The 20,928-nt window shown below is 66.6% G+C and carries 22 protein-coding genes; 9 read left to right on the top strand and 13 right to left on the bottom strand.

Going from position 1 to position 20,928, the window contains the following annotated elements:
* Window positions 1-837, bottom strand: an 837-nt coding sequence (xseA, locus tag G6027_RS15420) for an exodeoxyribonuclease VII large subunit (protein ID WP_182637934.1), incomplete at its 3' end; no start/stop codon positions are given.
* Window positions 834-1,229 carry a hypothetical protein gene (locus tag G6027_RS15425; protein ID WP_182637935.1) on the bottom strand — a complete coding sequence of 132 codons (396 nt, stop codon included), beginning with the start codon at window positions 1,227-1,229 and terminating at the stop codon, window positions 834-836. The genes G6027_RS15425 and xseA, both read right to left, overlap by 4 nt.
* Window positions 1,230-1,301: 72 nt before the next feature.
* On the opposite strand from G6027_RS15425, the gene G6027_RS15430 reads away from it, so the two are divergent.
* A complete protein-coding gene (locus G6027_RS15430; protein ID WP_182637936.1) occupies window positions 1,302-2,282 on the top strand; it encodes a 4-hydroxy-3-methylbut-2-enyl diphosphate reductase in 981 nt (326 codons plus the stop codon).
* Between the two features lie 12 nt (window positions 2,283-2,294).
* Here the strand turns inward: G6027_RS15430 and G6027_RS15435 are convergent, their stop codons facing one another.
* Together G6027_RS15435 and G6027_RS15440 are read right to left on the bottom strand one after the other, a co-directional pair.
* A complete protein-coding gene (locus G6027_RS15435) occupies window positions 2,295-2,786 on the bottom strand; it encodes a DUF6542 domain-containing protein (protein ID WP_182637937.1) in 492 nt (163 codons plus the stop codon).
* Window positions 2,787-2,797: 11 nt separating this feature from the next.
* A complete protein-coding gene (locus tag G6027_RS15440; protein WP_182637938.1) occupies window positions 2,798-4,312 on the bottom strand; it encodes an AI-2E family transporter in 1,515 nt (504 codons plus the stop codon).
* Window positions 4,313-4,411: 99 nt separating this feature from the next.
* Here G6027_RS15440 and ychF point away from each other — a divergent pair, with 99 nt between their 5' ends.
* On the top strand, window positions 4,412-5,491 hold the full coding sequence (gene ychF, locus G6027_RS15445; protein WP_182637939.1) for a redox-regulated ATPase YchF: 1,080 nt from the start codon (window positions 4,412-4,414) through the stop codon (window positions 5,489-5,491).
* A gap of 135 nt (window positions 5,492-5,626) precedes the next feature.
* Here ychF and G6027_RS15450 read toward each other — a convergent pair whose 3' ends face one another.
* Entirely contained in the window at window positions 5,627-6,664 is a 1,038-nt protein-coding gene (locus G6027_RS15450) for a methionine synthase (RefSeq protein WP_182637956.1), read from the bottom strand.
* A 20-nt stretch (window positions 6,665-6,684) separates the two neighbouring features.
* Window positions 6,685-7,677, bottom strand: a complete 993-nt coding sequence (locus G6027_RS15455; RefSeq protein WP_182637940.1) for a putative oxygenase MesX — start codon at window positions 7,675-7,677, stop codon at window positions 6,685-6,687.
* A 125-nt stretch (window positions 7,678-7,802) separates the two neighbouring features.
* Between G6027_RS15455 and G6027_RS15460 the strand changes: the two genes are divergently transcribed.
* Both G6027_RS15460 and G6027_RS15465 read left to right on the top strand, forming a co-directional pair.
* Entirely contained in the window at window positions 7,803-8,750 is a 948-nt protein-coding gene (locus G6027_RS15460; protein WP_107749110.1) for a LysR family transcriptional regulator, read from the top strand.
* 139 nt (window positions 8,751-8,889) lie between these two features.
* Window positions 8,890-9,417 (top strand): DUF1877 domain-containing protein, encoded by a 528-nt coding sequence (locus tag G6027_RS15465; protein ID WP_182637941.1) that lies wholly within the window; start codon window positions 8,890-8,892, stop codon window positions 9,415-9,417.
* A 149-nt stretch (window positions 9,418-9,566) separates the two neighbouring features.
* On the opposite strand, the gene G6027_RS15470 is transcribed toward G6027_RS15465, so the two are convergent.
* The gene (locus G6027_RS15470; protein WP_182637942.1) at window positions 9,567-10,139 is read right to left on the bottom strand and encodes a YdeI/OmpD-associated family protein; all 573 of its coding nucleotides are present in this window, start codon (window positions 10,137-10,139) and stop codon (window positions 9,567-9,569) included.
* Window positions 10,140-10,223: 84 nt separating this feature from the next.
* Here G6027_RS15470 and G6027_RS15475 point away from each other — a divergent pair, with 84 nt between their 5' ends.
* A complete protein-coding gene (locus G6027_RS15475; protein ID WP_182637943.1) occupies window positions 10,224-10,892 on the top strand; it encodes a mismatch-specific DNA-glycosylase in 669 nt (222 codons plus the stop codon).
* Window positions 10,893-10,924: 32 nt separating this feature from the next.
* Here the strand turns inward: G6027_RS15475 and G6027_RS15480 are convergent, their stop codons facing one another.
* Window positions 10,925-11,446 carry a nucleoside deaminase gene (locus G6027_RS15480; RefSeq protein WP_182637944.1) on the bottom strand — a complete coding sequence of 174 codons (522 nt, stop codon included), beginning with the start codon at window positions 11,444-11,446 and terminating at the stop codon, window positions 10,925-10,927.
* Window positions 11,447-11,554: 108 nt separating this feature from the next.
* Entirely contained in the window at window positions 11,555-12,193 is a 639-nt protein-coding gene (locus G6027_RS15485; protein WP_182637945.1) for a TetR/AcrR family transcriptional regulator, read from the bottom strand.
* A gap of 139 nt (window positions 12,194-12,332) precedes the next feature.
* On the opposite strand from G6027_RS15485, the gene G6027_RS15490 reads away from it, so the two are divergent.
* The 3 genes from G6027_RS15490 to G6027_RS15500 are packed head-to-tail and all read left to right on the top strand — an operon-like array spanning window position 12,333 to window position 15,360.
* Window positions 12,333-12,653: a 2Fe-2S iron-sulfur cluster-binding protein gene (locus tag G6027_RS15490; RefSeq protein ID WP_182637957.1), complete on the top strand. Its 321-nt coding sequence runs from the start codon at window positions 12,333-12,335 to the stop codon at window positions 12,651-12,653.
* A gap of 43 nt (window positions 12,654-12,696) precedes the next feature.
* Entirely contained in the window at window positions 12,697-14,085 is a 1,389-nt protein-coding gene (locus G6027_RS15495; RefSeq protein WP_182637946.1) for a cytochrome P450, read from the top strand.
* A gap of 30 nt (window positions 14,086-14,115) precedes the next feature.
* Window positions 14,116-15,360: an FAD-dependent oxidoreductase gene (locus G6027_RS15500; protein WP_182637947.1), complete on the top strand. Its 1,245-nt coding sequence runs from the start codon at window positions 14,116-14,118 to the stop codon at window positions 15,358-15,360.
* A gap of 67 nt (window positions 15,361-15,427) precedes the next feature.
* Here G6027_RS15500 and G6027_RS15505 read toward each other — a convergent pair whose 3' ends face one another.
* The 3 genes from G6027_RS15505 to G6027_RS15515 form a co-directional block, all read right to left on the bottom strand.
* Window positions 15,428-16,543 (bottom strand): N(5)-(carboxyethyl)ornithine synthase, encoded by a 1,116-nt coding sequence (locus G6027_RS15505; protein ID WP_241727181.1) that lies wholly within the window; start codon window positions 16,541-16,543, stop codon window positions 15,428-15,430.
* 220 nt (window positions 16,544-16,763) lie between these two features.
* A complete protein-coding gene (locus G6027_RS15510) occupies window positions 16,764-16,973 on the bottom strand; it encodes a dodecin (protein WP_346995768.1) in 210 nt (69 codons plus the stop codon).
* A 145-nt stretch (window positions 16,974-17,118) separates the two neighbouring features.
* Entirely contained in the window at window positions 17,119-19,353 is a 2,235-nt protein-coding gene (locus G6027_RS15515; RefSeq protein ID WP_182637950.1) for an NADP-dependent isocitrate dehydrogenase, read from the bottom strand.
* Between the two features lie 325 nt (window positions 19,354-19,678).
* On the opposite strand from G6027_RS15515, the gene G6027_RS15520 reads away from it, so the two are divergent.
* Complete coding sequence (locus tag G6027_RS15520) at window positions 19,679-20,455, top strand: isocitrate lyase/phosphoenolpyruvate mutase family protein (RefSeq protein ID WP_182637951.1); 777 nt, start codon at window positions 19,679-19,681, stop codon at window positions 20,453-20,455.
* 45 nt (window positions 20,456-20,500) lie between these two features.
* Here the strand turns inward: G6027_RS15520 and arfB are convergent.
* A partial coding sequence (gene arfB, locus G6027_RS15525; RefSeq protein ID WP_182637952.1) for an alternative ribosome rescue aminoacyl-tRNA hydrolase ArfB occupies window positions 20,501-20,928 on the bottom strand: 428 nt, incomplete at its 5' end.

A 20,928-nucleotide genomic window follows, 5' to 3' on the forward strand; every position in this document is an offset into this window, starting at 1 on the left:
ACGCTCCTCGGCGACGTCCGGGACCACGCGCTTGGCGGCGTCGGTGGGGGTGGCCGCGCGCAGGTCGGCGACCAGGTCGGAGAGCGGCGAGTCCGGCTCGTGTCCGATCGCGCTGACCACGGGCGTGCGACACCGCGAGATCGCCCGCACCAGTGCCTCGTCGGAGAACGGGAGCAGATCCTCGACCGAGCCCCCGCCGCGGGCCAGGATGATCACGTCGACGACCGGGTCGGCGTCGAGTTCCGCCAACGCCTCCAGAATCTGGGGCACGGCCGACGGTCCCTGGACCGCGGTGTTGCGGACGGCGAACCGCACGTCGGGCCACCGACCTCGGGACACCTCGACCACGTCGCGCTCGGCCGCACTCGCGCGGCCGGTCACCAGCCCGACACAGGTCGGGAGGAACGGCAGCGGGCGCTTGAGTCGCGGGTCGAACAGGCCCTCGGCGGCCAGGGCCTGCTTGAGCCTCTCGATGCGGGCGAGGAGTTCACCGATGCCCACCGGACGGATCTCGGACACCTGGAGCGAGAACGATCCACGACCGGTGTAGAAGCGGGGCGTTCCCCGGACCACGACCCGGCTGCCCTCGGTCACCGGCACCGGCGCCTCGGAGATGAGGCGGGGCGGGCAGGTGAGAGTCAGCGAATTGTCCACCGAGGGGTCGCGCAGGGTGAGGAACGCCATCCGGGTGCCCGGGCGCAGGCTGAGCTGGGTGATCTGTCCCTCGACCCAGACCGCGCCGAGGCGGTGGATCCAGTTGGCGATCTGGTCCGAGACCACCCGGACCGGCCACGGCTGCTCGGGGCTGCTGGGGGAGCTCGAGGAACCGGCGGTCACGTCGTGCGCGGGGCGACGCGGCCGGTCGGAACGTCGGGATCGTCGCCGCCGGCCCCGCGGTCCCCGTCCGGGCCGACCGTGGTGCCGGACCCGGCCCCTGCCCCGGCCTGGGTCCCGTCGCCGTCGAGGTCCTCGTCGAACGTCGCCCACTCCGGCTTGTCCGACCGGACGGGGAACACCGTCGCGATCACCCGATCGCCCTTGACCGCGAGTCCGGCGACGGTCTGGCCGGCGTGGAGGTACGTCTGCACCAGGCTGCCGGCGACCTTCACGGGGACCGCGGGCAACGCGACAGCTGCCTGTACCGCGCGACCGGGGAGCTCCACGGCGAGCTCCACCGCAGAGGCGGCGACCCCGATGGAGACACGGGTGAGGAAGAAGGGACGGAGCATGGAACCCTCTCTGCCGGGGGGCGTCCGGGAGGCGTGATGGTCGGAATCCAGTATGAACCGTACCCTGGTGGCATGACCGAGCAGACCGACATGATCGCCGAACCGGCAACCAAGCGAGTACTTCTCGCGGAACCGCGCGGCTATTGCGCCGGCGTCGACCGGGCCGTCGAGACGGTCGAGAAGGCCCTGGCCACGCACGGAGCGCCGCTGTACGTCCGCAAGGAGATCGTCCACAACAAGCACGTGGTGGAGTCCTTCACCGACCAGGGCGTGATCTTCGTCGACGAGACCGACGAGGTCCCGCACGGGTCGAACCTGGTGTTCTCCGCCCACGGGGTCTCGCCGGCCGTTCGCGAGAGCGCCCTGCAGTTGGAGCTGAACACCTTCGACGCGACCTGCCCGCTCGTGACCAAGGTCCACACCGAGGTCAAGCGCTTCGCCCGGGAGGGCTACCTGATCCTGTTGGTCGGGCACGAAGGTCACGAGGAGGTCGAGGGGACCGCAGGCGAGGCACCCGATGTGGTGACCCTGGTCGACGGCCCGGAGTCCGTGGACGACCTGGACATTCCCGTGGACACCGAGAAGCTGATCTGGCTCTCGCAGACCACGCTCAGCGTGGACGAGACCATGGAGACGGTGCGGCGGCTCAAGGAGAAGTACCCGACGCTGATCGATCCGCCGTCGGACGACATCTGCTACGCCACGCAGAACCGGCAGGTCGCGGTCAAGACCATGGCGCCGCAGTGCGACCTGGTGATCGTGGTGGGTTCGCAGAACTCGTCCAACTCGGTCCGCCTCGTCGAGGTGGCACTGCAGGCCGGTGCGCGCGACGCGCACCTGGTGGACTACGCCAAGGAGATCGACACGACCTGGTTCGAGGGCGTCGCCACGGTGGGGGTCACCTCGGGCGCGTCTGTGCCGGAGTTGCTGGTGCGAGGTGTGGTGGACCTGTTGGCCGACCACGGCTACAACGACGTCTCCTCGGTGCGGACCGCCCAGGAGACCATCACGTTCTCGCTTCCCCGCGAACTGCGGGTTCCCAAGAAGGTCTGATCCGAAGGAGCCTCAGCGGCGGGCGTGCGCCGGCGCCGCCCGCTGTCGGCGGACCGCCACCGGGCGGGTGGCGCGGGGCTCGAGGATGAACGCCCTGATCAGTGCGATCGCGACCACGACCAGCGTGGTCGTGAGCATCAGCGGGAACCTGGTCGCCAGCGGCAGCACCAACGAGATCATCTGGGAACGGGAGAAGGCCGCCGCGGTCAGACCCGCCCCGGCGATCACCGAGGCCAGCGGGACGAGCACCGACATGATGATCGGCGGCTGGATGCCGGCGACGAACAGCGCCCGGCGGGAGACCGCCAGCACCGCGATCAGGCAACCGAGGAAATAGCCCACGGTGAAGCCGGTCCCGAGGCCCCCGGAGAGGGAGTCGATCGCCACCCCGGTGAGGGCGATGGCCACCGCGAGCAGGACCGCCGACCAGGCCGGGAGGCCTCGAACAGTCGAGACGACGGATCTCTCGTCCGCCGGGACCCGTCCGCTCCTACGTGTGCTCACAGGATGAGACTCTAACTCTCGAGTCGGCGAGCGAGGAATCTGCCGAAGCGCCGCAGCGCGTTGGGCTTACCCTCCGAGGGTGAGGGCCGGTTACCGTAGACAGCGTGCGGGTCGACGGGCCCCGTGGGAGGGTTCGCCTGGTCAGCGGACGGATCGTCGGCATCCGGGTCCGGCGGGACCACCTTGTCGTCGTCGAGTGCCAAGGTTCCCACCACCGAATCCCCCGGAGCGGTCGCCTCGACGGAGCCGCTGTCCGGGGCCCCGTGGACGGGTCCCGGGCGAGTGTCCTTGATCCCCGCCATGATGGCGCTACTGCTCTTGCGCAGCGGAGCGAACCGCGAACTCGACATCTCGCCGAGCCAGGCCGTCAGACGACCCTCGTCGGTGGCGGACGCGAGGTCCGACGCGGTGACGTCCCCGGTCCGGAGATCGATCTGCTCGCCGAGGTATCGGAGCATCACGGCGACCACCGCCAGGATCGGCACCGCGAGGAACGCCCCGACGATGCCGAACAGTGTGCCGCCCGCGGCCACCCCGAGCAGGATCACCACCGGGTGCAGATTCATCGCCTTCGACTGCAGGATGGGTTGGAGCACGTTGCTCTCGAGTTGCTGCACCGCGATGATCACGACCAGCACGATGATCGCGGTGGTCAGGCCGTTGGCCACCAGTGCGATGAGCACCGCAAGCGCACCGGCGGTGAACGCACCGACGATGGGGATGAACCCGGCCAGGAAGGTGATGACCGCCAGCGCCCATGCCAGCGGCACGCCCAGGATGACCAGAGCCAGGCCGATGAAGAAGGCGTCCACGAACGAGACGATCGCCTGGGCGCGGATGTATCCGCCCAGGGTGTTCCAGCTGCGGGTCAGGACCTCGGTGAGGTGGCGTCCGGCATTGCGGCCGGCGATCCGGCGCACGAACGGCAGGAACCGGGGACCGTCCTTGATGAAGAAGAACGTGAGCACCAAGACCAGGACGAAGGTGATGAGAATCGAACCCACCGCGGTCACGCCGGTGAACACGCCGTTCGCGATCTGGTCACCGCGGTCCTGCAGTGTCGAGCTGAGCTGGCCCAGCACGCTGTCGAGCTGTTCGTCCCGGATGTTCAGGGGCGGACCGCGGAGCCAGTCCTGGACCTCTCCGATCGCCTCCGACGTCTGGTCCGCGAGCTGGACACTCTGCTCGATGATCGACGGTGCGATAAGGGCGAGAACGCCCGCGACGGCGGCGAGTGACCCGAGGAGTGAGATGAGCGCGGCCAGGGCTTTGGGAACGCCGTGGCGGGTCATCCATCCCGTGGGGGGCCAGAGGACCGTCGCCACGATGAGCGCGAGCAGGATCGGCAGGATGCCCACCCACAGCGCGCCACCGATCTGGCTCAGCAGCCACCCCGCGATGAGCAGAATGGCCAGGCGCAGCGCCCAGTCGGTGACCCAGCGTCCGCCGAGACCGATGAGGACGGACCGGTCGACGTGCTCCTCGTCTGACCCGACTGGAGGAGGCGGTTTCGGCTCGTCACTCATGCCACACATCTTGTCAGAGGTCACTCGGCTGCGCTCCCTGTGACCGGCCGGGGTGGCGGGCAGGGGGCACGGAAGGGGCGGGCCGTAGACTCGGGCCTCGTGAGCCTCACCCTCGGAATCGTCGGACTGCCCAACGTCGGTAAGTCGACCCTGTTCAACGCCCTGACGAACAACGACGCGCTAGCCGCCAACTATCCGTTCGCCACGATCGAGCCGAACATCGGGGTCGTGGATCTGCCGGATCCGCGCCTGGCCCGCCTGGCCGAGATCTTCGGCTCCGAGCGGATACTGCCGGCGGTCGTGTCGTTCGTGGACATCGCCGGCATCGTCAAGGGTGCCAGCACCGGTGAGGGCATGGGCAACAAGTTCCTCGCCAACATCCGCGAGGCCGAGGCCATCTGCCAGGTGGTGCGCGTGTTCGACGACCCGGACGTGATCCACGTGGACGGCAGGGTCGACCCGATGGCCGACATCGAGGTGATCGCCACCGAGCTGATCCTGGCGGACATGGAGACCCTCGAGAAGGCGATCCCGCGCCTCGAGAAGGAGTCCCGCAAGGACAAGTCCCTGCTTCCGCAGCTCGAGGAGATCCGCAAGGCGCAAGCCGTGCTCGAGGACGGCCGGACCCTGTTCAAGGCCCAGGACGAGGTGGACCGCGCCGTGCTGCGCGACCTGCACCTGATGACCGCGAAGCCCTTCCTCTACGTCTTCAACGCCGACGAGGCCGTGCTGACCGACGCCGAGCGTCAGGCCGAGCTGCGCGCCGCCGTCGCTCCCGCCGACTGCGTGTTCCTCGACGCCAAAGTGGAGTCCGAGCTCCGCGAGCTGGAGGAAGAGGACGCCATGGAGCTGCTGGAGTCGATCGGTCAGGACGAGCCGGGCCTGAACGCGCTCGCCCGCGCCGGCTTCCACACCCTCGGGCTGCAGACCTACCTCACCGCCGGTCCCAAGGAGTCGCGCGCCTGGACGATCCGCAAGGGCGACACCGCCCCCAAGGCCGCCGGCGTGATCCACACCGACTTCGAGAAGGGCTTCATCAAGGCCGAGATCGTGTCGTTCTCCGACCTCGACGCCGCGGGCTCGATGGCTGCCGCCAAGGCCGCCGGGAAGGTGCGCATGGAGGGCAAGGACTACGTGATGGCCGACGGCGACGTGGTGGAGTTCCGCTTCAACGTCTGAGTCCCAGCGCTTCAGCGACGGCCCCGTCTGGCCTCGGCAACCGGGGTCGCCGGCGTTCTCAGACCCGTTCGGGCATCGTCGAGGATTACGGCCCAACGTCACTCCCACTAACCGGTCAATTGCGGCGCCGGTAGGTCAGGGCGTCGCGGCCGATAGCTCCTCACGAACGATGCGGGTACCCGCGCTGAGCGCGCTCAACTTCGCCAGTGCGATGCCCCGGGAGAAGGGCGCCATGCCGCAGTTGGTGCTGGGCAGGAGTTTGTCCTCGTCGACGAACTGCAGGGCGTTGCGGAGCGTGGCGGCGACCTCCTCCGGAGTTTCGACCTTCTCGTTGGCCACGTCTATCGCCCCGAGCATGACCTTCTTGCCGCGGACCAGTTCGACGAGGTCAATCGGGACACAGGAGTTGTGGCACTCCAGGGAGATGATGTCGATGCTGGACTGCTGCAGGAGGGGGAACGACTCCTCGTACTGGCGCCATTCCGAACCGAGGGTGGCCTTCCAGTCGGTGTTCGCCTTGATCCCGTAGCCGTAGCAGATGTGCACTGCGGTCTCTGCGCGTAATCCCTCTGTCGCCCTTTCGAGCGTCGCGACGCCCCAGTCCCTCATCTCATCGAAGTAGACGTTGAACGCGGGCTCGTCGAACTGGATGATGTCGACCCCCGCAGCCTCGAGGTCTCGTGCCTCCTGGTTGAGGATCGTCGCGAACTCCCACGCCAGCTTCTCGCGGCTTTTGTAGTGGTCGTCGTAGAGCGTGTCGATCATCGTCATGGGGCCGGGGAGTGCCCACTTGATCGGCCGATCGGTCTGCTGTCGTAGGAATTTCGCGTCGTCGACGAAAACCGGCGTGGAGCGGCGCACGTCACCGACCACGGTAGGCACACTCGCGTCGTAGCGATTGCGGATCCGAACCGTCTCGCGCTGCTCGAAGTCGACCCCGTCGAGATGCTCGATGAACGTTGTCACAAAGTGCTGACGGGTCTGCTCGCCGTCACTGACGATGTCGATTCCGCGATCGCTTTGCGCCTTCACGGCGATACTCAGCGCGTCCTGCTTACCCTCGACCAACTCATCGCCCTGCAACTTCCAGGGCGCCCAGAGGGTTTCAGGTTGGGCGAGCCACGAGGGCTTGGGCAGGCTGCCGACGGTGGACGTGGGCAGGATCTGGTTCATGGTCGACTTTCCTCCGGTGGTCATCCGACGAGAACGGGGTAGCGGGCGGCCCACTGCTTGAGGAGTTCGCGGTGGGGCCCCATTAAGCGTTCTTCCGTGTACTTACCCTGCTTCTTCGCGAGCTGACTGCGCTCGACACGGTCGTAGATGATCGGGGTGGGCGAGTAGTCCTTCTGTTCCAGGGTCGGTCGGTAGATTTCTGCGGCGGGGTAGGTCGCGTTGTAAATCTCCGGCCGATAGATCCGCTGGAAGGTCTCCATGACGCTCACCGTGCCGATGAGCTGCAGGTCGGTGTAGTCGCTGAGCAGATCGCCTTGGAAGTAGAACGCGAGCGGGGCGACTCCGCCGGGCGGCAGGAAATACCTGACCTGGAGCCCCATCTTGCGGAAGTACTCGTCGGTCAACGAATAGTCGTCCTGCTGGTACTCGACACCGAGGGTCGGATGGTGGTGTCCGGTCCGGCGGTAGGTCCGGCTCGTGGACACACTGATGCAGATCACGGGATCCACCTCGAAGCGCTCCCGGTAGGCCTCGGAGTCGAGGAAGTGCTGGAACAACTTGCCGTGCAGGTCGCCGAAGTCGCCGGGCACGGTGAACTCGGAGCTTCCCTCGTTGACCGCTGGCAGCCGAACGCTGAAGTCGAAATCGCGGACGTAGGACGAGAAGTTGTTCCCAACGATCCCAGGGATGCGGGCTCCGGTGTCCCGGTCGACGATCTGGATATCCAGTACCTCGATCAGGGGGAACCGGTGGTCCGAGCCCTTCGAGTTGAACTGCAGCTCGGCGGAGACGATCTCGAGCTCGACGGAGTAGCGGTCCCCGGTCGGATTGTCCCGGCGTGCGAGGTCATTGAACCGACGGTTGATCATCGACAGGGTTCGGCGGAGGTTCTGCTGTCGGTGCTCGCCTCGGGCCAGGTTCGCGAAGTTCGTGGTGGTTCGGGAATTCTCCGACGGCGAGTAGTTCTCGTCGAAGCGGGTGGTGTTGATGCGATACGTGAGTTCGTTCGACATGTGCGTCCCATTCGGGTGTTGATCGGCCGGGCTCGGCGCGGCGGAAACTCTGTGCGCCCATCCTGCAGTCCCAGTTCAGTTATTGGGTAACTACCATTTGTTATGGATCTGTATAGCCTTGAGCTATGCGTCGAGAATCCAGGGGAATCACCCTCCAGCAGTTGCACTACTTCATCGAGGTCGCGGCGGAAGGCTCGATCACCGGCGCTGCGGAGCTGCTCTATGTCGCCCAACCGACCATGTCCGCCTCCATGAAGGACCTGGAGAACAGAGTGGGTCGCACCCTCCTCGTCCGATCCGCCCGAGGAGTGACGCTGACCGACGAGGGAGCGGAGTTCCTCGGCTACGCCAGGCAGGTGGTCGAGCAGATGTCCCTACTGGAGCAGCGCTACCTCGGTCAGCCGCCGTCCCGCCGACTGCTCGGGGTGTCGGCGCAGCACTACTCGTTCGTGGTGGAGGCGTTCATCCGGATGGTGCGATCAGGCGAGGCGGAACAGTACGAGTTCTCGCTTCGTGAGACGCGAACCTGGGACATCATCGAGGATGTCCGGACCCTCCGCAGCGAGGTGGGTGTGCTCTACCGGAACGACTTCAACCGGAAGGTCATCGACAAGCTACTCCGCGATTCCGGCCTGGTCTTCCACCCACTCTTCGCAGCGCTGCCGCACATCTTCATCTCCAGGCAGAACCCGTTGGCATCCCGGGAACGCGTCACCCTCGACGACCTCGCGGACCTGCCCAGGCTCACCTTTGACCAGGGCGCGAACAACTCGTTCTACTTCGCTGAGGAGATCCTCTCCACCCGGTCGAGCAAAAGAGAGATCAGGGTTTCCGACCGCGCGACCATCTTCAACCTCATGATCGGTCTCGACGGGTACACGATCTCCACCGGAATCATCAGCGACGACCTCGACCCGGAGATCGTCGCCATCCCGCTCGACGTGGACGAGAGCATCGAGATCGGCTGGATCAGCCATTCCGGGATTCCGCTCACTGCGCAGGCGCAGCGCTACCTCGCCGAGGTGCGGGCCGTCGTCGCCGACTACGGAATCGAGCTGCTCGACTCCCCGTGAATCGGGCCGCCGCTCTGCCTCTACACCGTTGCCGATAACCTTCGGAGGTTTCCCACAGGCGAAGATCATCCGCGATTGTTGTCCACAGATCGACTTGGAGGGCTTACCGGATCCCTCGTGGCGGTTGGATGCTGGACGCATGGGAATCCGTTATTACGCATACGCCTTCGACGCCGAGATCACGCAGGCGGTGCTCTCCGACCCACGGGCTCACATCAGACCGGACCCGTTCGCGGACGCCGTCGGTCTGCCCCACGGCTTCACCAACGGTACGACCGACTTTCAGCAGGGGCCTGCGGAGGAAGACATGCTCTACCTCGACAAGGCGTGGAGAAATCTCCAGAGGATGTCGGAGCCGTCCGACCCAGCCGGAGAGCCTAGGCCGGCATACCGGATGTTCGAAGGAGAGGTGACGCCTCTCGACGGTTGGGAGGTGTGGCTGCCGTGGGTGCGAGCGATCCCGCCCGGAGACATCGCCCGGATAGCCGACGATCTGGACGCGATCACCCGCGCGGACTTTGTCCCCTGGTTCACCCGTCACGACTGCGACTCGGTCGAGGAAGTGGAATCGGAAGCGCAGTACGTGGAGTTCCACCTGGGCCGGGCGAGATGCTTCCTCCGCGGATTAGAGAAGTCGGGCCGGGGTTTCGCCTACATGATCGGCTAGCGAGAGCTCAAGCGTCATCGGCTGCAACGGGGTAGACAAGAGAATCGACGCTGTGGATAACCGGGCTTGACTGTCGGACAGTGCCGGCCGTCTGGCTGTGGCGACTGCCACCCTCGTCGTCGTCACATCATGTCGCGTGGGGGACCTGATCACGGCGACGTGAGCCGGGAGATCAGCCGTCCGACCCGTCGCTCCAGCGTGGCGTCGTCGCGCGCGACAAGTAGCGGGTGGATCGCGCTGTAGCGCTCGGCACGGGTGAGTCGGTGGAAGGCGGACTCCGCCGCCGGCGTCGCCTCGAGTGCGGTCGCGAGTGCCTCGGGAAGCTGTGCGGTCGCGGCGCCGGCGTAGGCGCGGTCCCAGCGGCCGTCGGATCTCGCCCTCTCGATCTCCGCGACGCCCCGCGGCCGGAGCCTCCGGTCCGCGGCGAGGCGGGCGACGATCTCGACGTTCCGCAGTGACCAGATGGATCGCGCGCGGCGGGGGGTGAACCGTTGCACGAACGTCTCCTCGTCGTGCGACCTGCGCTGGCCGTCAATCCATCCGCTGCACAGCGCCTCCTCGAGCGCTTCCTGGTAGGAGAGCGAGGTGGGTGAGGTGACCCCCTTCTTGGCGAGCATCAGCCAGATCCCGTCGCAGCTCTCGTCGTTCGTGTTCAGCCACTCGCGCCACCGTTCGGTGTTCGCCACGATCAATGGTGCGTCAGGGCTGTCCGACTTGCTCATGGCCCCAGCCTGTCAGGTGAAGAGGCCTAGATGTGTCCTCTATCCGTCGCGCTCGCCCGGCTGGTTCCACGCTAGCCTCGCATCATGGCTGAGATGGACGTGCCCGGCATCCCGCGGCGTCCCTCTCCTTTGGGTGGACGCCGTCCGAGGCGTGACGAGCTCACCCGGTTCGCGACGGATGATCCGCACGGCGTCGACGACGTCCTGCCTGCTGACGCCGAGCGGCTGCGGCTGCTCATCGTCGGGGTCAATCCGGGACTGTGGACCGCGGCCGTCAACGCACCCTTCGCGCGGCCGGGGAATCGTTTCTGGCCGTCACTGCACCGGGCGGGGTTGACCGATCACGTCGTCGATGCCGCTGCCGGGTTCTCCGCCGCAGACGAGCGGCAGTTGCTCTCGCGGGGCATCGGCATGACGAACCTCGTGGGCCGCGCGACCGCGCGGGCCGACGAGCTCACCCGTGAGGAGCTGTGTGCGGGAGCGGCTCGTGTGGCCGCGGTGGCCGGGGAACTGCGCCCGGCGGTCGTGGCGGTCGCGGGGATCACGGCCTTCCGTGCCGCCTTCGCGCGACCGAAGGCCGGCTACGGGGAGCAGGACAGCTCGGATGTACCGGGGTGGCCCGGCGACGTGGTGCTGTGGGTACTGCCGCAGCCCAGCGGGTTGAACGCGCACGAGACCCTCGACTCCCTGGCCGCGCACTGGCGAGAGGTCTGGAGCGCAGTGGAGAGGAGCGGGGAACCCGGCGCACGCTGAGACGGCCCGTCGTCACCTGACTTCCGGCGACGTCAGCCGTCGTTACTCCGTCGATCGGCTCGGAAGGACTCCTCGACCAGAACTCTGATCTCCTCCGCCAGCGAGGGGACCGGACCGGAGACGGGGAGTCCCGGGACCACGTCGGTGATACCGAGCGGGGCGAGGGGCCCGGGGTCCGCACCGAGATCGGCTTTCCAGCCCGCGTACTGGACCCCGCTGGAGGCGTAGACGATGCGCCCGAGGCCTACGAACGCGTGGGCGGCGCTGCACATCGCGCAGTGCTCGCCCGAGGTGTACACGACACTGGACGCCCGCTCCTCGGGCTGCATGTTCTCCGCCGCCCACCGCGCGATGGCGAACTCCGGGTGCAGGGTGGCGTCGCCGCTCGATTCACGGTTGCGGTCCACGAACCGCACCTCGCCGGCCTCGTCCACGAGTATCGATCCGAAAGGCTTGTCGCCCGCTGCCAGCGCCTGCCTGGCGAGGTCCACACAGGTGCGGAGATGGGCGAGGTCGTTGCTGTCGACGTCTCGGGATTCGGGAGCGGTGGTCATGCTGCCTCCTGGATGCGTGTGATGCCCCGAGGCTACGAGCTGCCGCCGTTCCGCGCGTGTGGGGACTCGGCTACACGATCCTGCGCGGGGATCCCCGAATCCCTCGGCTCAGAGGTCGGGGAGGATCGTGTGGATCGCCGCCGCCGCCAAGCGGACGATCTCCTCGAGCAGTTCGGTCCGCGACAGCTCGATCTCGCCGTTCAGCCAATCGCTCACCGCCTGCGCGGTCCCGACCACGAGGATGAGGGCCGCCATGTCCAGGCGAGTGCGCTCTCTCGCCGTCACCTGTGTGTTTCCGATCATCACATCGATGATGATCGCGGCAACGGAATGCTCGGTACGTTGAACGGAATCCCTGAGCTGGTCGCCGCCGATGGTGTCCACGAACAGCTGAGCGTTGCCCGGGTCCTCGATCAGGACCGACACGACGCCCACCACCGCTTCCTCCAGGCGGCCGAGCATGGAGGTGTTCGGCGCCCGCGAGGGGCTCGCGGCAGCTGCGGTCACCTGCTCGATCAATCGGTCGACCAGCGCCGCGAACAGGTCGTTGCGGGTGCGGAAGTGCTCGTAGAAGTAGCGCTTCGACAAGCCTGCCCGTGCACTGACGTCGTCGACGGTGACCGAGGCCAGTGATCCGTCCGCGAGGGCCTTGAGTCCAGCGTCGAGAAGTGCGTCACGACGCTGCCGCACACGATCTGCTGCACTGACGCCTCGGAACGGCCGGACCACGACGCCTGGATCAGTCATTGAGCAATCTTGACACACCGGACTCGCAATCCTGTTTAACTAGGAACTGCCCGGTTCCTAGGACGGATCGATGTCCCTCAGCGGCTACGACCACCCGGAAGTCGGCAGGCAACTCGCATCTTCTGGAGGGAAGCAGCACATGGGAAAAATCACTTTCGTCTCGTACGAAGGCGAAGCGCAGGAGACCACGATCGTCGAGGGGCAGTCGCTGATGCAGATCGCCACGAGTAATGGGGTCACGGGTATCGATGGCGACTGCGGCGGCGAGTGTGCCTGCGGCACCTGTCACGTCATCGTCGACGGTGAATGGGTGACCCTAACGGGGAAGCAGGGCGACGACGAGGAGGAGATGCTCGAATTGACGCCCGAACGGCAGTCGACCTCGCGACTGTCATGCCAGATCACAGTCTCGGAAGAGATGGACGGCATGACGGTTCATCTCCCCGAATTCCAGATGTAGCGCAGACAGACATCCTTCGAGCCAGGGCAAGGCAGGTCAACTCATGAGCGTTCTCGACAGTGCGATCGACAAGGCACAATCAAGCATTCCACTACCCGTGCAGATCCGCGGTGCGCAGTTGTACAGCAAGGCGAAGCGGGCCGCGTTCAAGAGCGCCCGGCCGCCGGTGTTCATCGAATCGCCGATTCCGGATGTGGCAGACGTGCCGCTGTCGGACATCGATATGAGCAATCCGTTCATGTACCGGCAGGGACAATGGCAGCCCTACTTCAAGCGCCTGCGCGACGAGGCGCCGGTGCACTTCCAACCGAAGAGCGCATTCGGCCCCTTCTGGTCGATCACGCGCCACGAGGACATCCTCGCCGTAGACAAGAACCACCATCTGTTCTCGGCCGAGCCGTACATCGTGATCGGTGCGCCGCCGGAGGGTCTGGATGTCGAGATGTTCATCGCCATGGACCCGCCCAAACATGACCTCCAGCGTCAAGCAGTGCAGGGTGTGGTGGCGCCCAAGAACCTCAAAGAGATGGAACAACTCATTCGCGAACGTGTGCAGGAGGTTCTCGACGACCTGCCGGTCGGCGAACCGTTCGACTGGGTGGACAAGGTCTCCAAAGAGCTGACCTCGCGGATGCTCGCGACTCTGCTGGACTTCCCCTACGACCAGCGCCGCAGGCTCGCGGAGATGTCCGACTTGGCAGCAGGGAGCACCGGGGCCACCGGCGGCACATCCGACGTCGACGAGATGTTCGAGGCCGCGATCGAGATGTCCCGCGACTTCGCGAAGCTCTGGCACGACAAGGCCGCACGCACCGCTGCCGGTGAGGAGCCGGGTTTCGACCTGATCAGTCTGCTCCAGTCACATGAGAGCACCAAAGACCTGATCAACCGCCCGATGGAGTTCATCGGCAACCTGACGCTCCTGATCATCGGTGGCAACGACACCACTCGCAATTCGATGACCGGCGGTGTTCTGGCACTGAACAAGTTCCCGGACGAGTTCGCCAAGCTCCGGGCCAATCCCGGGTTGATCCCCAACATGGTGTCCGAGATCATCCGTTGGCAGACCCCGTTGGCCTACATGTGCCGCGTTGCCAGGGAAGACACGGTCCTCAACGGGCAGTTCATCCGGAAAGGCGACCGACTCGTCATGTGGTACTCCTCGGGAAATCGCGACGAGCGCCACTTCGAGCGTCCGGACGAGCTCATCATCGACCGCGCCAATGCACGCAGCCATGTGGCATTCGGCTTCGGTGTACACCGATGCATGGGAAACCGGCTGGCCGAGATGCAGTTGCGGATCCTCTGGGAAGAATTGCTGGTGCGATTCTCTGATATCGAGGTGCTGTCGGAGCCGGAGATCGTGCAATCCAACTTCGTCCGGGGTTATTCGACGATGATGGTCCAGCTCACCGAGAAGCAGTCGGCCTGACAGATGAACGGCGAGCGGGAGAGGCCCTCTGTGCTGAGTGACCGGGCGATCGTGATCGGCGCCAGCCATGCCGGCGCGCAGCTCTGCACCAGCCTGCGTCAGGAGGGGTGGTTAGGGGAGATACTGCTCATCGGCGACGAGCCGACACTGCCCTACCACCGCCCGCCGCTGTCCAAGACCTATCTCTCGGGCAAGTCCAGCCTCGATGACCTGCTCATCCGCCCGCCGGACTACTACGAGAAGCACGACATCACCCTCCGTCATGCCCGGGTCACGGCGATCGACCGCCAGGCGCGGTCTGTCACGCTCAGTGACGGAGAAGAGATCGCCTACGCCAGGGTGGCGCTCTGTCTGGGTGCCCGTCCGCGCCGCCTGGCCATCGCGGGTGCAGAGCTCGCCGGCGTGCACTACCTGCGCGATGCCTCTGACATCGAGGCCATCCGCGATCGACTGGCCGACGCTCGCAACGTCGTGATCATCGGCGCCGGCTACATAGGCTTGGAGGCAGCGGCCTCGCTGCGAACGCTGGGCGGCACCTCGGTGACGGCTCTGGAAAGCGCCACGCGGGTGCTGCAGCGGGTTACCGCGCCAGAGGTGTCGGCGTTCTACGCCCGAGTCCACATCGAGGAGGGCGTCGACGTGCGTACCGGCGTCACGGTCGCCGCTATCGAGGGGGATGACCGTGTGCGCGGCGTACGCCTGGCTGAGGGAGAACTCCTCGACGCCGACCTCGTCATCGTGGGTATCGGCGTCGTGCCGAACACCGAACTGGCCGAGGCCGCTGGTCTGGCGGTGGACAACGGTATCGCCATCGATGGGAGCGGCCTGACCAGTGACCCCGATATCGTCGCCGCGGGGGACTGTGCGAGCTTCTACCTACCCCGTTATGCGCGCCATGTGCGCCTCGAGTCGGTGCCCAACGCAGGCGAGCACGCCAAGGTGGCCGCGGCGACCATGTGTGGGAACCCGAAGACACTCTCGGCACTACCGTGGTTCTGGTCGGACCAGTACGAACTCAAGTTGCAGATCGCCGGCCTCAACGATGGCTACGACGACGCGGTGCTCCGTGGAGATCCGGTGTCCGGTCGTAGCTTCGCCTGCTTCTATTTCAAAGACGAGGAGATGATCGCGGCCGACTGCGTCAACCGGCCCAAGGAGTTCATGTTCAGCCGCCGTGTGCTCAATGAGCGACTGCCCATAGATCGACGTCGGCTCGCCGATCCGGAGACCTCGCTCGCTGAGCTGTTGAAAGCGCCCCCGGCCGACAGGGTGTGACGGTGGACCTGCGTCCCCATCCCGACCCGACGCCCGGTGAAGGCCGACGAATCGACCTCCCCGGACTTCACACCTGGTCGGAGGTCCGCGCGTGGGGATAGTCGGACCCACGCCCCTGGAAGGCCAGGATGTGCGGATTCTTGACGACTCCCTCGCGGATCTCGATGGCGCGGGAGATCGTGAGGTCCTCATCCCACGCGGCCGGCCCTTCCATGACCGTGCGCAGGAAGGGCAGGAGCGCCTCGCTGATCTCCCACGTCGCCGAGTTCCACAGGTAGGACGGACTGTGGTCGACGGCGTAGTAGTTCACACCCTGCCCCACGGTGAACATCGGGTCCTCGAACCCGGTCGGCACGGCCCACTCGAAGCCCATCCCGGCGTCACACGAGACGTCGATGATCAGGCTGCCCGCAGCGAACTCCTCGAGGTCCACGGTCCGTAGGTAGGTCAACGGGGCAGTGACGTCCTGGAGTGTGCAGTTGACCACGATGTCGTGCGAGGCGAGAAACGTGGGGAGCAGGACGTCGCCGTCCTCGGTGGGCACCGTGCTGAGGTGGGTGGCGCCCTCGTCGGTGTTGAGCTGGGTGATGTACGCACTGTGGATCGGCGACCCCACCGCTGTGGCCCCCCGTTGGGTGAGGACCTGGATGTCGTGGATCCCATGGGCGTTCAGGGCCGTGACGGCCCCGCGGGCCGTGGCGCCGAACCCGATCACCACCGCGCTGAGCCGTGGCCCGTAGTTGCCGGTGGATCCCGTGAGGCTCAGGGCGTGCAGGACCGAGCAGTACCCGGCGAGCTCGTTGTTCTTGTGGAGCACGTGCAGACTAAAGTCGCCCTGCCGGGTCCAGTGGTTCATCGACTCGAAGGCGATCAGGGTGAGCCGGCGGTCGATCGCGGTCTGCGTCAACCCGGTGTCCTGCACACAGTGCGGCCACCCCCACAGGACGCGACCTTCCGGGATCTCGGCCATCTCTCCCAGCTGGGGTTTCGGGAGCAACAACACGTCCGCGGCGGCGATCACCTCGGCGCGATCCGCGACCCTCCCCACGCGCGACTCGACATAGCCGGTATCGAGTTGGAAGTCGGCGGCGTAACCGCGTTCGACGATCATCCGCGACCTCATGTCCGGATCGATCCGGTCGAGATGGCGGGGATGTATCGGTAGTCGTCGCTCGTTCTCCATGGTGGAAGTCGCGAGCAGACCGAGAGTGAGCAGATCGCCTCCCGTGGAGACACCATCGCCCGCGGCGTCGGAGGTGGTGGCGGGCGGGTGAGCGGTTCCGGGCATCCGGACTCCCATCATCAGGGAACCGAGGCCAGCTCCTGGTCCGACTATATGCGGCCGGGCACGGGATTGACCCGGCGCCGACCGGGAGTGGCCTGCGGGGCAGGTCCGATGGTGCTCAGGACTCGTGCCGGAACCCGACCTTGATGGTCACCTGCCAGTGAGCAACCCGGTCGCCGTCCAGCTTCCCGCGGACGGACTGCACCTCGAACCACTCGAGGTTGCGAAGAGTCTTGGACGCCTCGGCGATCGCGTTGGCGACCGCGGCATCCGTTCCGTCGGGGGAGGAGCCGACGATCTCCGTGACGCTGTAGACGTGGTTCATGATGCCCTCCAGGTTGTGTGACCTGGCTCACTCTAACGTGATCTGCGGGCTCGCCGCGCCGAATAGCACCGCGCCAACCGCCCGCGGCCAAATGGCACCGCACCCATCGGCGCGCGGCCGATGGGTGCGGTGTGGCGCACGGGTCAGATCAGTCGCCGACGCTCGCGAGGGCGGAGTTGAACGTCTCGCTCGGGCGCATGGCCTCCCGCAGCTTCTCGACGGAGGGCTGGAAGTAGCCTCCCAGCTCGACCTTGCTGCCCTGGACCGACAGCAGCTCCTCGAGGATGGTGTCCTTGTCCGCGGTCAGCTTCTCCGCCAGCGGAGCGAAGTGCGCCGCCAAGTCCTGGTCCTCGGTCTGCGCGGCCAGCTCCTGGGCCCAGTACAGAGCGAGCCAGAACTGGCTGCCCCGGTTGTCGAGCTCACCGGTGACGCGGGACGGCCCCTTCCGGTTCTCCAACAGCTTGCCGGTCGCGGTGTCGAGCGTCTTGGCCAGGATCGTGGCCTTGGGGTTGTCGTCCTTGCGCCCCAGGTCGTCCAGGCTGGCCCCGAGTGCGAGGAACTCGCCGAGTGAGTCCCAGCGCAGGTGGTTCTCCTCCACCAGTTGCTGGACGTGCTTCGGCGCCGATCCGCCCGCGCCGGTCTCGTACAGTCCACCGCCCGCCATCAGGGGCACGATCGACAGCATCTTGGCGCTGGTACCGAGCTCGAGGATCGGGAACAGGTCGGTGAGGTAGTCGCGCAGGATGTTGCCGGTCACCGAAATGGTGTCCAGACCTCGCCACGCGCGCTCGAGGGTGTACCGCATGGCACGCACCTGGGACATGATCTGGATGTCGAGACCCTCGGTGTCGTGGTCGGCGAGGTACTTCTTCACCAGGGTGATGAGGTTGTTCTCGTGCGGGCGGTACGGGTCGAGCCAGAAGACGGCCGGCATCTCCGAGGCGCGGGCACGGCCCACGGCGAGCTTCACCCAGTCGCGGATCGGCGCGTCCTTGACGGTGCACATGCGCCAGATGTCGCCGGCTTCGACGTCCTGCGACAGCAGGACCTCGCCGGTCGCGGAGTCGACGATGTTGGCGACGCCGTCGTACTGGACCTCGAAGGTCTTGTCGTGGCTGCCGTACTCCTCGGCCTTCTGCGCCATGAGTCCGACGTTCGGCACGGTGCCCATCGTGGTGGGGTCGAACGACCCGTTGGTCTTGCAGAAGTTGATGATCTCCTGGTAGATCCGCGCGAACGTGGACTCCGGGATGACCGCCTTGGTGTCCTTCTTGCGGCCGTCGGCGCCGTACATCTTCCCGCCGATACGGATCATCGCGGGCATCGACGCGTCGACGATGATGTCCGAGGGCGAGTGGAAGTTGGTGATGCCGCGGGCGGAGTCGACCATCGCCAGTTCCGGCCGGTGCTCGTGGCAGCGGTGCAGATCCTCGATGATCTCCTCCTTCTTGGAGGACGGGAGCGTCTCGATCTTGTCGTACAGGTCGACCATGCCGTTGTTGACGTTGATCCCGAGCTCGTCGAACAGGTCGTGGTGCTTGTCAAAGGCTTCCTTGTAGAAGACCCTGACCGCGTGGCCGAACACGATGGGGTGGCTGACCTTCATCATGGTCGCCTTGACGTGGAGGGAGAACATGACGCCGGTCTCCTTGGCGTCGTTGAGCTGCTCCTCGTAGAAGTCGAGGAGCGCCTTCTTGCTCATGAACATGGAGTCGACGACCTCGCCGGCCTCGAGGGGCACCGTCTTGAGGACGTGGGTCTCGCCGTCCGGCGTCACCACCTCCATGCGCGCATCGCAGGCGCGGTCGAGGATGATCGACTTCTCGCCGGCGTAGAAGTCGCCGTGCGTCATGTGTGCGACGTGGGTCTGCGACGCCATCGACCACTTGCCCATCGAATGCGGGTTGGCCCGGGCGTACTCCTTGACCGCCTTCGGGGCGCGGCGGTCCGAGTTGCCCTGGCGGAGCACCGGGTTCACGGCACTGCCCAGACACGCGGAGAGCCGCTCGGCGACCTCGATCTCCTCGGGGGTCTGCGGGTCGTACGGGTACTTGGGGATGTCGTAGCCCTTGGCCTGGAGTTCCGCGATGGCGGTGTTCAGCTGGGGGACCGAGGCGCTGATATTGGGAAGCTTGATGATGTTGGTGCCCGGTTCCTGGGTCATCAGTCCCAGTTCGGCCAGGTTGTCGGGAACCTTCTGCTCCTCGGTCAACCGATCCGGGAACGCGGCCAGGATGCGGGCAGCCACCGAGATGTCGCTCGTCGTGACGTCGATGTCGGCGGCGTCGGTAAAGGTGCGGACGACCGGGAGGAACGCTTCCGTCGCCAGTCGTGGGGCCTCATCGGTGAGGGTGTAGATGATCGTCGTTCTGCCTGGGGTCATGTCGGCTCTTTTCTTTTCAGGCTGATCGTGTTCTTGTGGAACGGCATCAGCACGTCTGCACCATCATCACCCGAGTCGGGCCGGCGTGGCCAGAACCCCCCGGTGTGGTCGATCGGTGCACTTGCGCGGTTCGGTGATCGTCTCGGCGTCACCCTGCACTGTGGCGCACGACGCACGCGTCCGCGGCGTTTTCCGGCGGCGGGGACCCCGACCGGGGCGTCCCGGGTCGGGCCGTCCTCCCGGTTGCGTCCGCGGACGGTCGGTATCGCGTCCGCCCGATCAGGCCTAGTGTCGGGGGACCGCTACTGCCGAGGAGGCGTCGACGATGACCGATGTGGGTGCACGGGCACGGGAACTGGCCGATCTACACGAGTCGGGCGACCTGGTGGTCCTCCCGACCGTCTGGGACACCTGGAGTGCCCGGACCGCCGCGGACGTGGGGTTCCACGGACTCACCGTGGGAAGCCACCCGGTCGCCGACGCCATCGGAAGCGCCGACGGCGAACAGATGGACTTCGGCGAGTACCTCAGGGTGGTGAGCAGGATCGCCGAGTCGGTCGACATCCCCGTGAGTGCAGACGTGGAGTCCGGGTACGGGCTCGGTCCGGACGAGCTGATCTCGCGGCTGCTCGAGGCCGGGGCGGTGGGGGCCAATATCGAGGATGTGGTCCACGGCGAGGGCGACCGGGTTCGGGACAAGCACGAGCACGCCGACTACATCGCCGGCGCCCGCCGCGCGGCGGACGACGCCGGAGTGCCCTTCGTGATCAACGGCCGCACCGACGCGGTCAAGCTGGGCAGCGAGGTCTTCTCCGATCCGCTCGCCGAGGCGGCCGAGCGCATCGTGCTGATGGAGCAGGCCGGCGCGCGCTCGGTCTACCCGGTGGGGCTGACGTCCGCCGACCAGGTGACCAGGCTCGTCGGCGCGGTGTCGATCCCGGTCAATGTGACCGCTCATCCCGTGAAGGGGCACGGCGCCGGGGACCTGGCCGTCCTCAGGAACCTGGGGGTGCGGCGGGTGTCCTTCGGCCCGCTGTGGCAGATGTGGCTCACCAAGGTCTCCACCGAGCAGCTGTCCCATTGGATGACCTACGACCAGTAGTCCGGAGCACAGCGCCCGCGCCCCGGCAGGCTGCTCGTCGGTCGTTCAGTCCGACGCGCTCGGGCGTCTCCGGCTGGCCTTGGCCTGCGAGCGCCGGCTCTTGGCGTCGAGGCGTCGCAGTCGCGATCCGTAGGTGGGCCGTGTCGGCCGCCGGACGACCTCCGGCGCCAGTGCGTCACGGAGCAGGGTCGCGAGCCGGTCCCGTGCGGCCCGCCGGTTCTGCCTCTGGGAGCGGTGCTCCGACGCCGCGATGGTGAGGACGGTGCCGGTGAGCGACGAGGCGAGTCGGTCGAGCGCACGGGCGCGTTGGACGTCGCCCAGCGCCGTGGTGGTGGCCAGGTCCAGGCTCAACTGCACGCGGGAGTCCGCGGTGTTGACGCCCTGACCGCCCGGCCCCGAGGAACGCGAGAACTGCTCGAGGAGCTCGCCCGCGGGCACGTGGAGACCGCCGGGAATGCCCGGGCCGGGCGAGC

The organism is Dietzia sp. SLG310A2-38A2 (assembly GCF_014145095.1).
Classification (GTDB): Bacteria; Actinomycetota; Actinomycetes; order Mycobacteriales; family Mycobacteriaceae; genus Dietzia.

What these genes read in the sequence shown, in the direction of transcription:
- G6027_RS15485 (WP_182637945.1), bottom strand. Translation starts at nt 12,193, where the DNA reads ATGACTGATCCAGGCGTCGTGGTCCGGCCGTTCCGAGGCGTCAGTGCA.
- G6027_RS15465 (WP_182637941.1), top strand. Translation starts at nt 8,890, where the DNA reads ATGGGAATCCGTTATTACGCATACGCCTTCGACGCCGAGATCACGCAG.
- G6027_RS15450 (WP_182637956.1), bottom strand. Translation starts at nt 6,664, where the DNA reads ATGAACCAGATCCTGCCCACGTCCACCGTCGGCAGCCTGCCCAAGCCC.
- G6027_RS15520 (WP_182637951.1), top strand. Translation starts at nt 19,679, where the DNA reads ATGACCGATGTGGGTGCACGGGCACGGGAACTGGCCGATCTACACGAG.
- G6027_RS15430 (WP_182637936.1), top strand. Translation starts at nt 1,302, where the DNA reads ATGACCGAGCAGACCGACATGATCGCCGAACCGGCAACCAAGCGAGTA.
- G6027_RS15490 (WP_182637957.1), top strand. Translation starts at nt 12,333, where the DNA reads ATGGGAAAAATCACTTTCGTCTCGTACGAAGGCGAAGCGCAGGAGACC.
- G6027_RS15425 (WP_182637935.1), bottom strand. Translation starts at nt 1,229, where the DNA reads ATGCTCCGTCCCTTCTTCCTCACCCGTGTCTCCATCGGGGTCGCCGCC.
- G6027_RS15440 (WP_182637938.1), bottom strand. Translation starts at nt 4,312, where the DNA reads ATGAGTGACGAGCCGAAACCGCCTCCTCCAGTCGGGTCAGACGAGGAG.
- G6027_RS15495 (WP_182637946.1), top strand. Translation starts at nt 12,697, where the DNA reads ATGAGCGTTCTCGACAGTGCGATCGACAAGGCACAATCAAGCATTCCA.
- G6027_RS15505 (WP_241727181.1), bottom strand. Translation starts at nt 16,543, where the DNA reads ATGGAGAACGAGCGACGACTACCGATACATCCCCGCCATCTCGACCGG.
- G6027_RS15475 (WP_182637943.1), top strand. Translation starts at nt 10,224, where the DNA reads ATGGCTGAGATGGACGTGCCCGGCATCCCGCGGCGTCCCTCTCCTTTG.
- G6027_RS15480 (WP_182637944.1), bottom strand. Translation starts at nt 11,446, where the DNA reads ATGACCACCGCTCCCGAATCCCGAGACGTCGACAGCAACGACCTCGCC.
- G6027_RS15460 (WP_107749110.1), top strand. Translation starts at nt 7,803, where the DNA reads ATGCGTCGAGAATCCAGGGGAATCACCCTCCAGCAGTTGCACTACTTC.
- G6027_RS15455 (WP_182637940.1), bottom strand. Translation starts at nt 7,677, where the DNA reads ATGTCGAACGAACTCACGTATCGCATCAACACCACCCGCTTCGACGAG.
- G6027_RS15515 (WP_182637950.1), bottom strand. Translation starts at nt 19,353, where the DNA reads ATGACCCCAGGCAGAACGACGATCATCTACACCCTCACCGATGAGGCC.
- G6027_RS15470 (WP_182637942.1), bottom strand. Translation starts at nt 10,139, where the DNA reads ATGAGCAAGTCGGACAGCCCTGACGCACCATTGATCGTGGCGAACACC.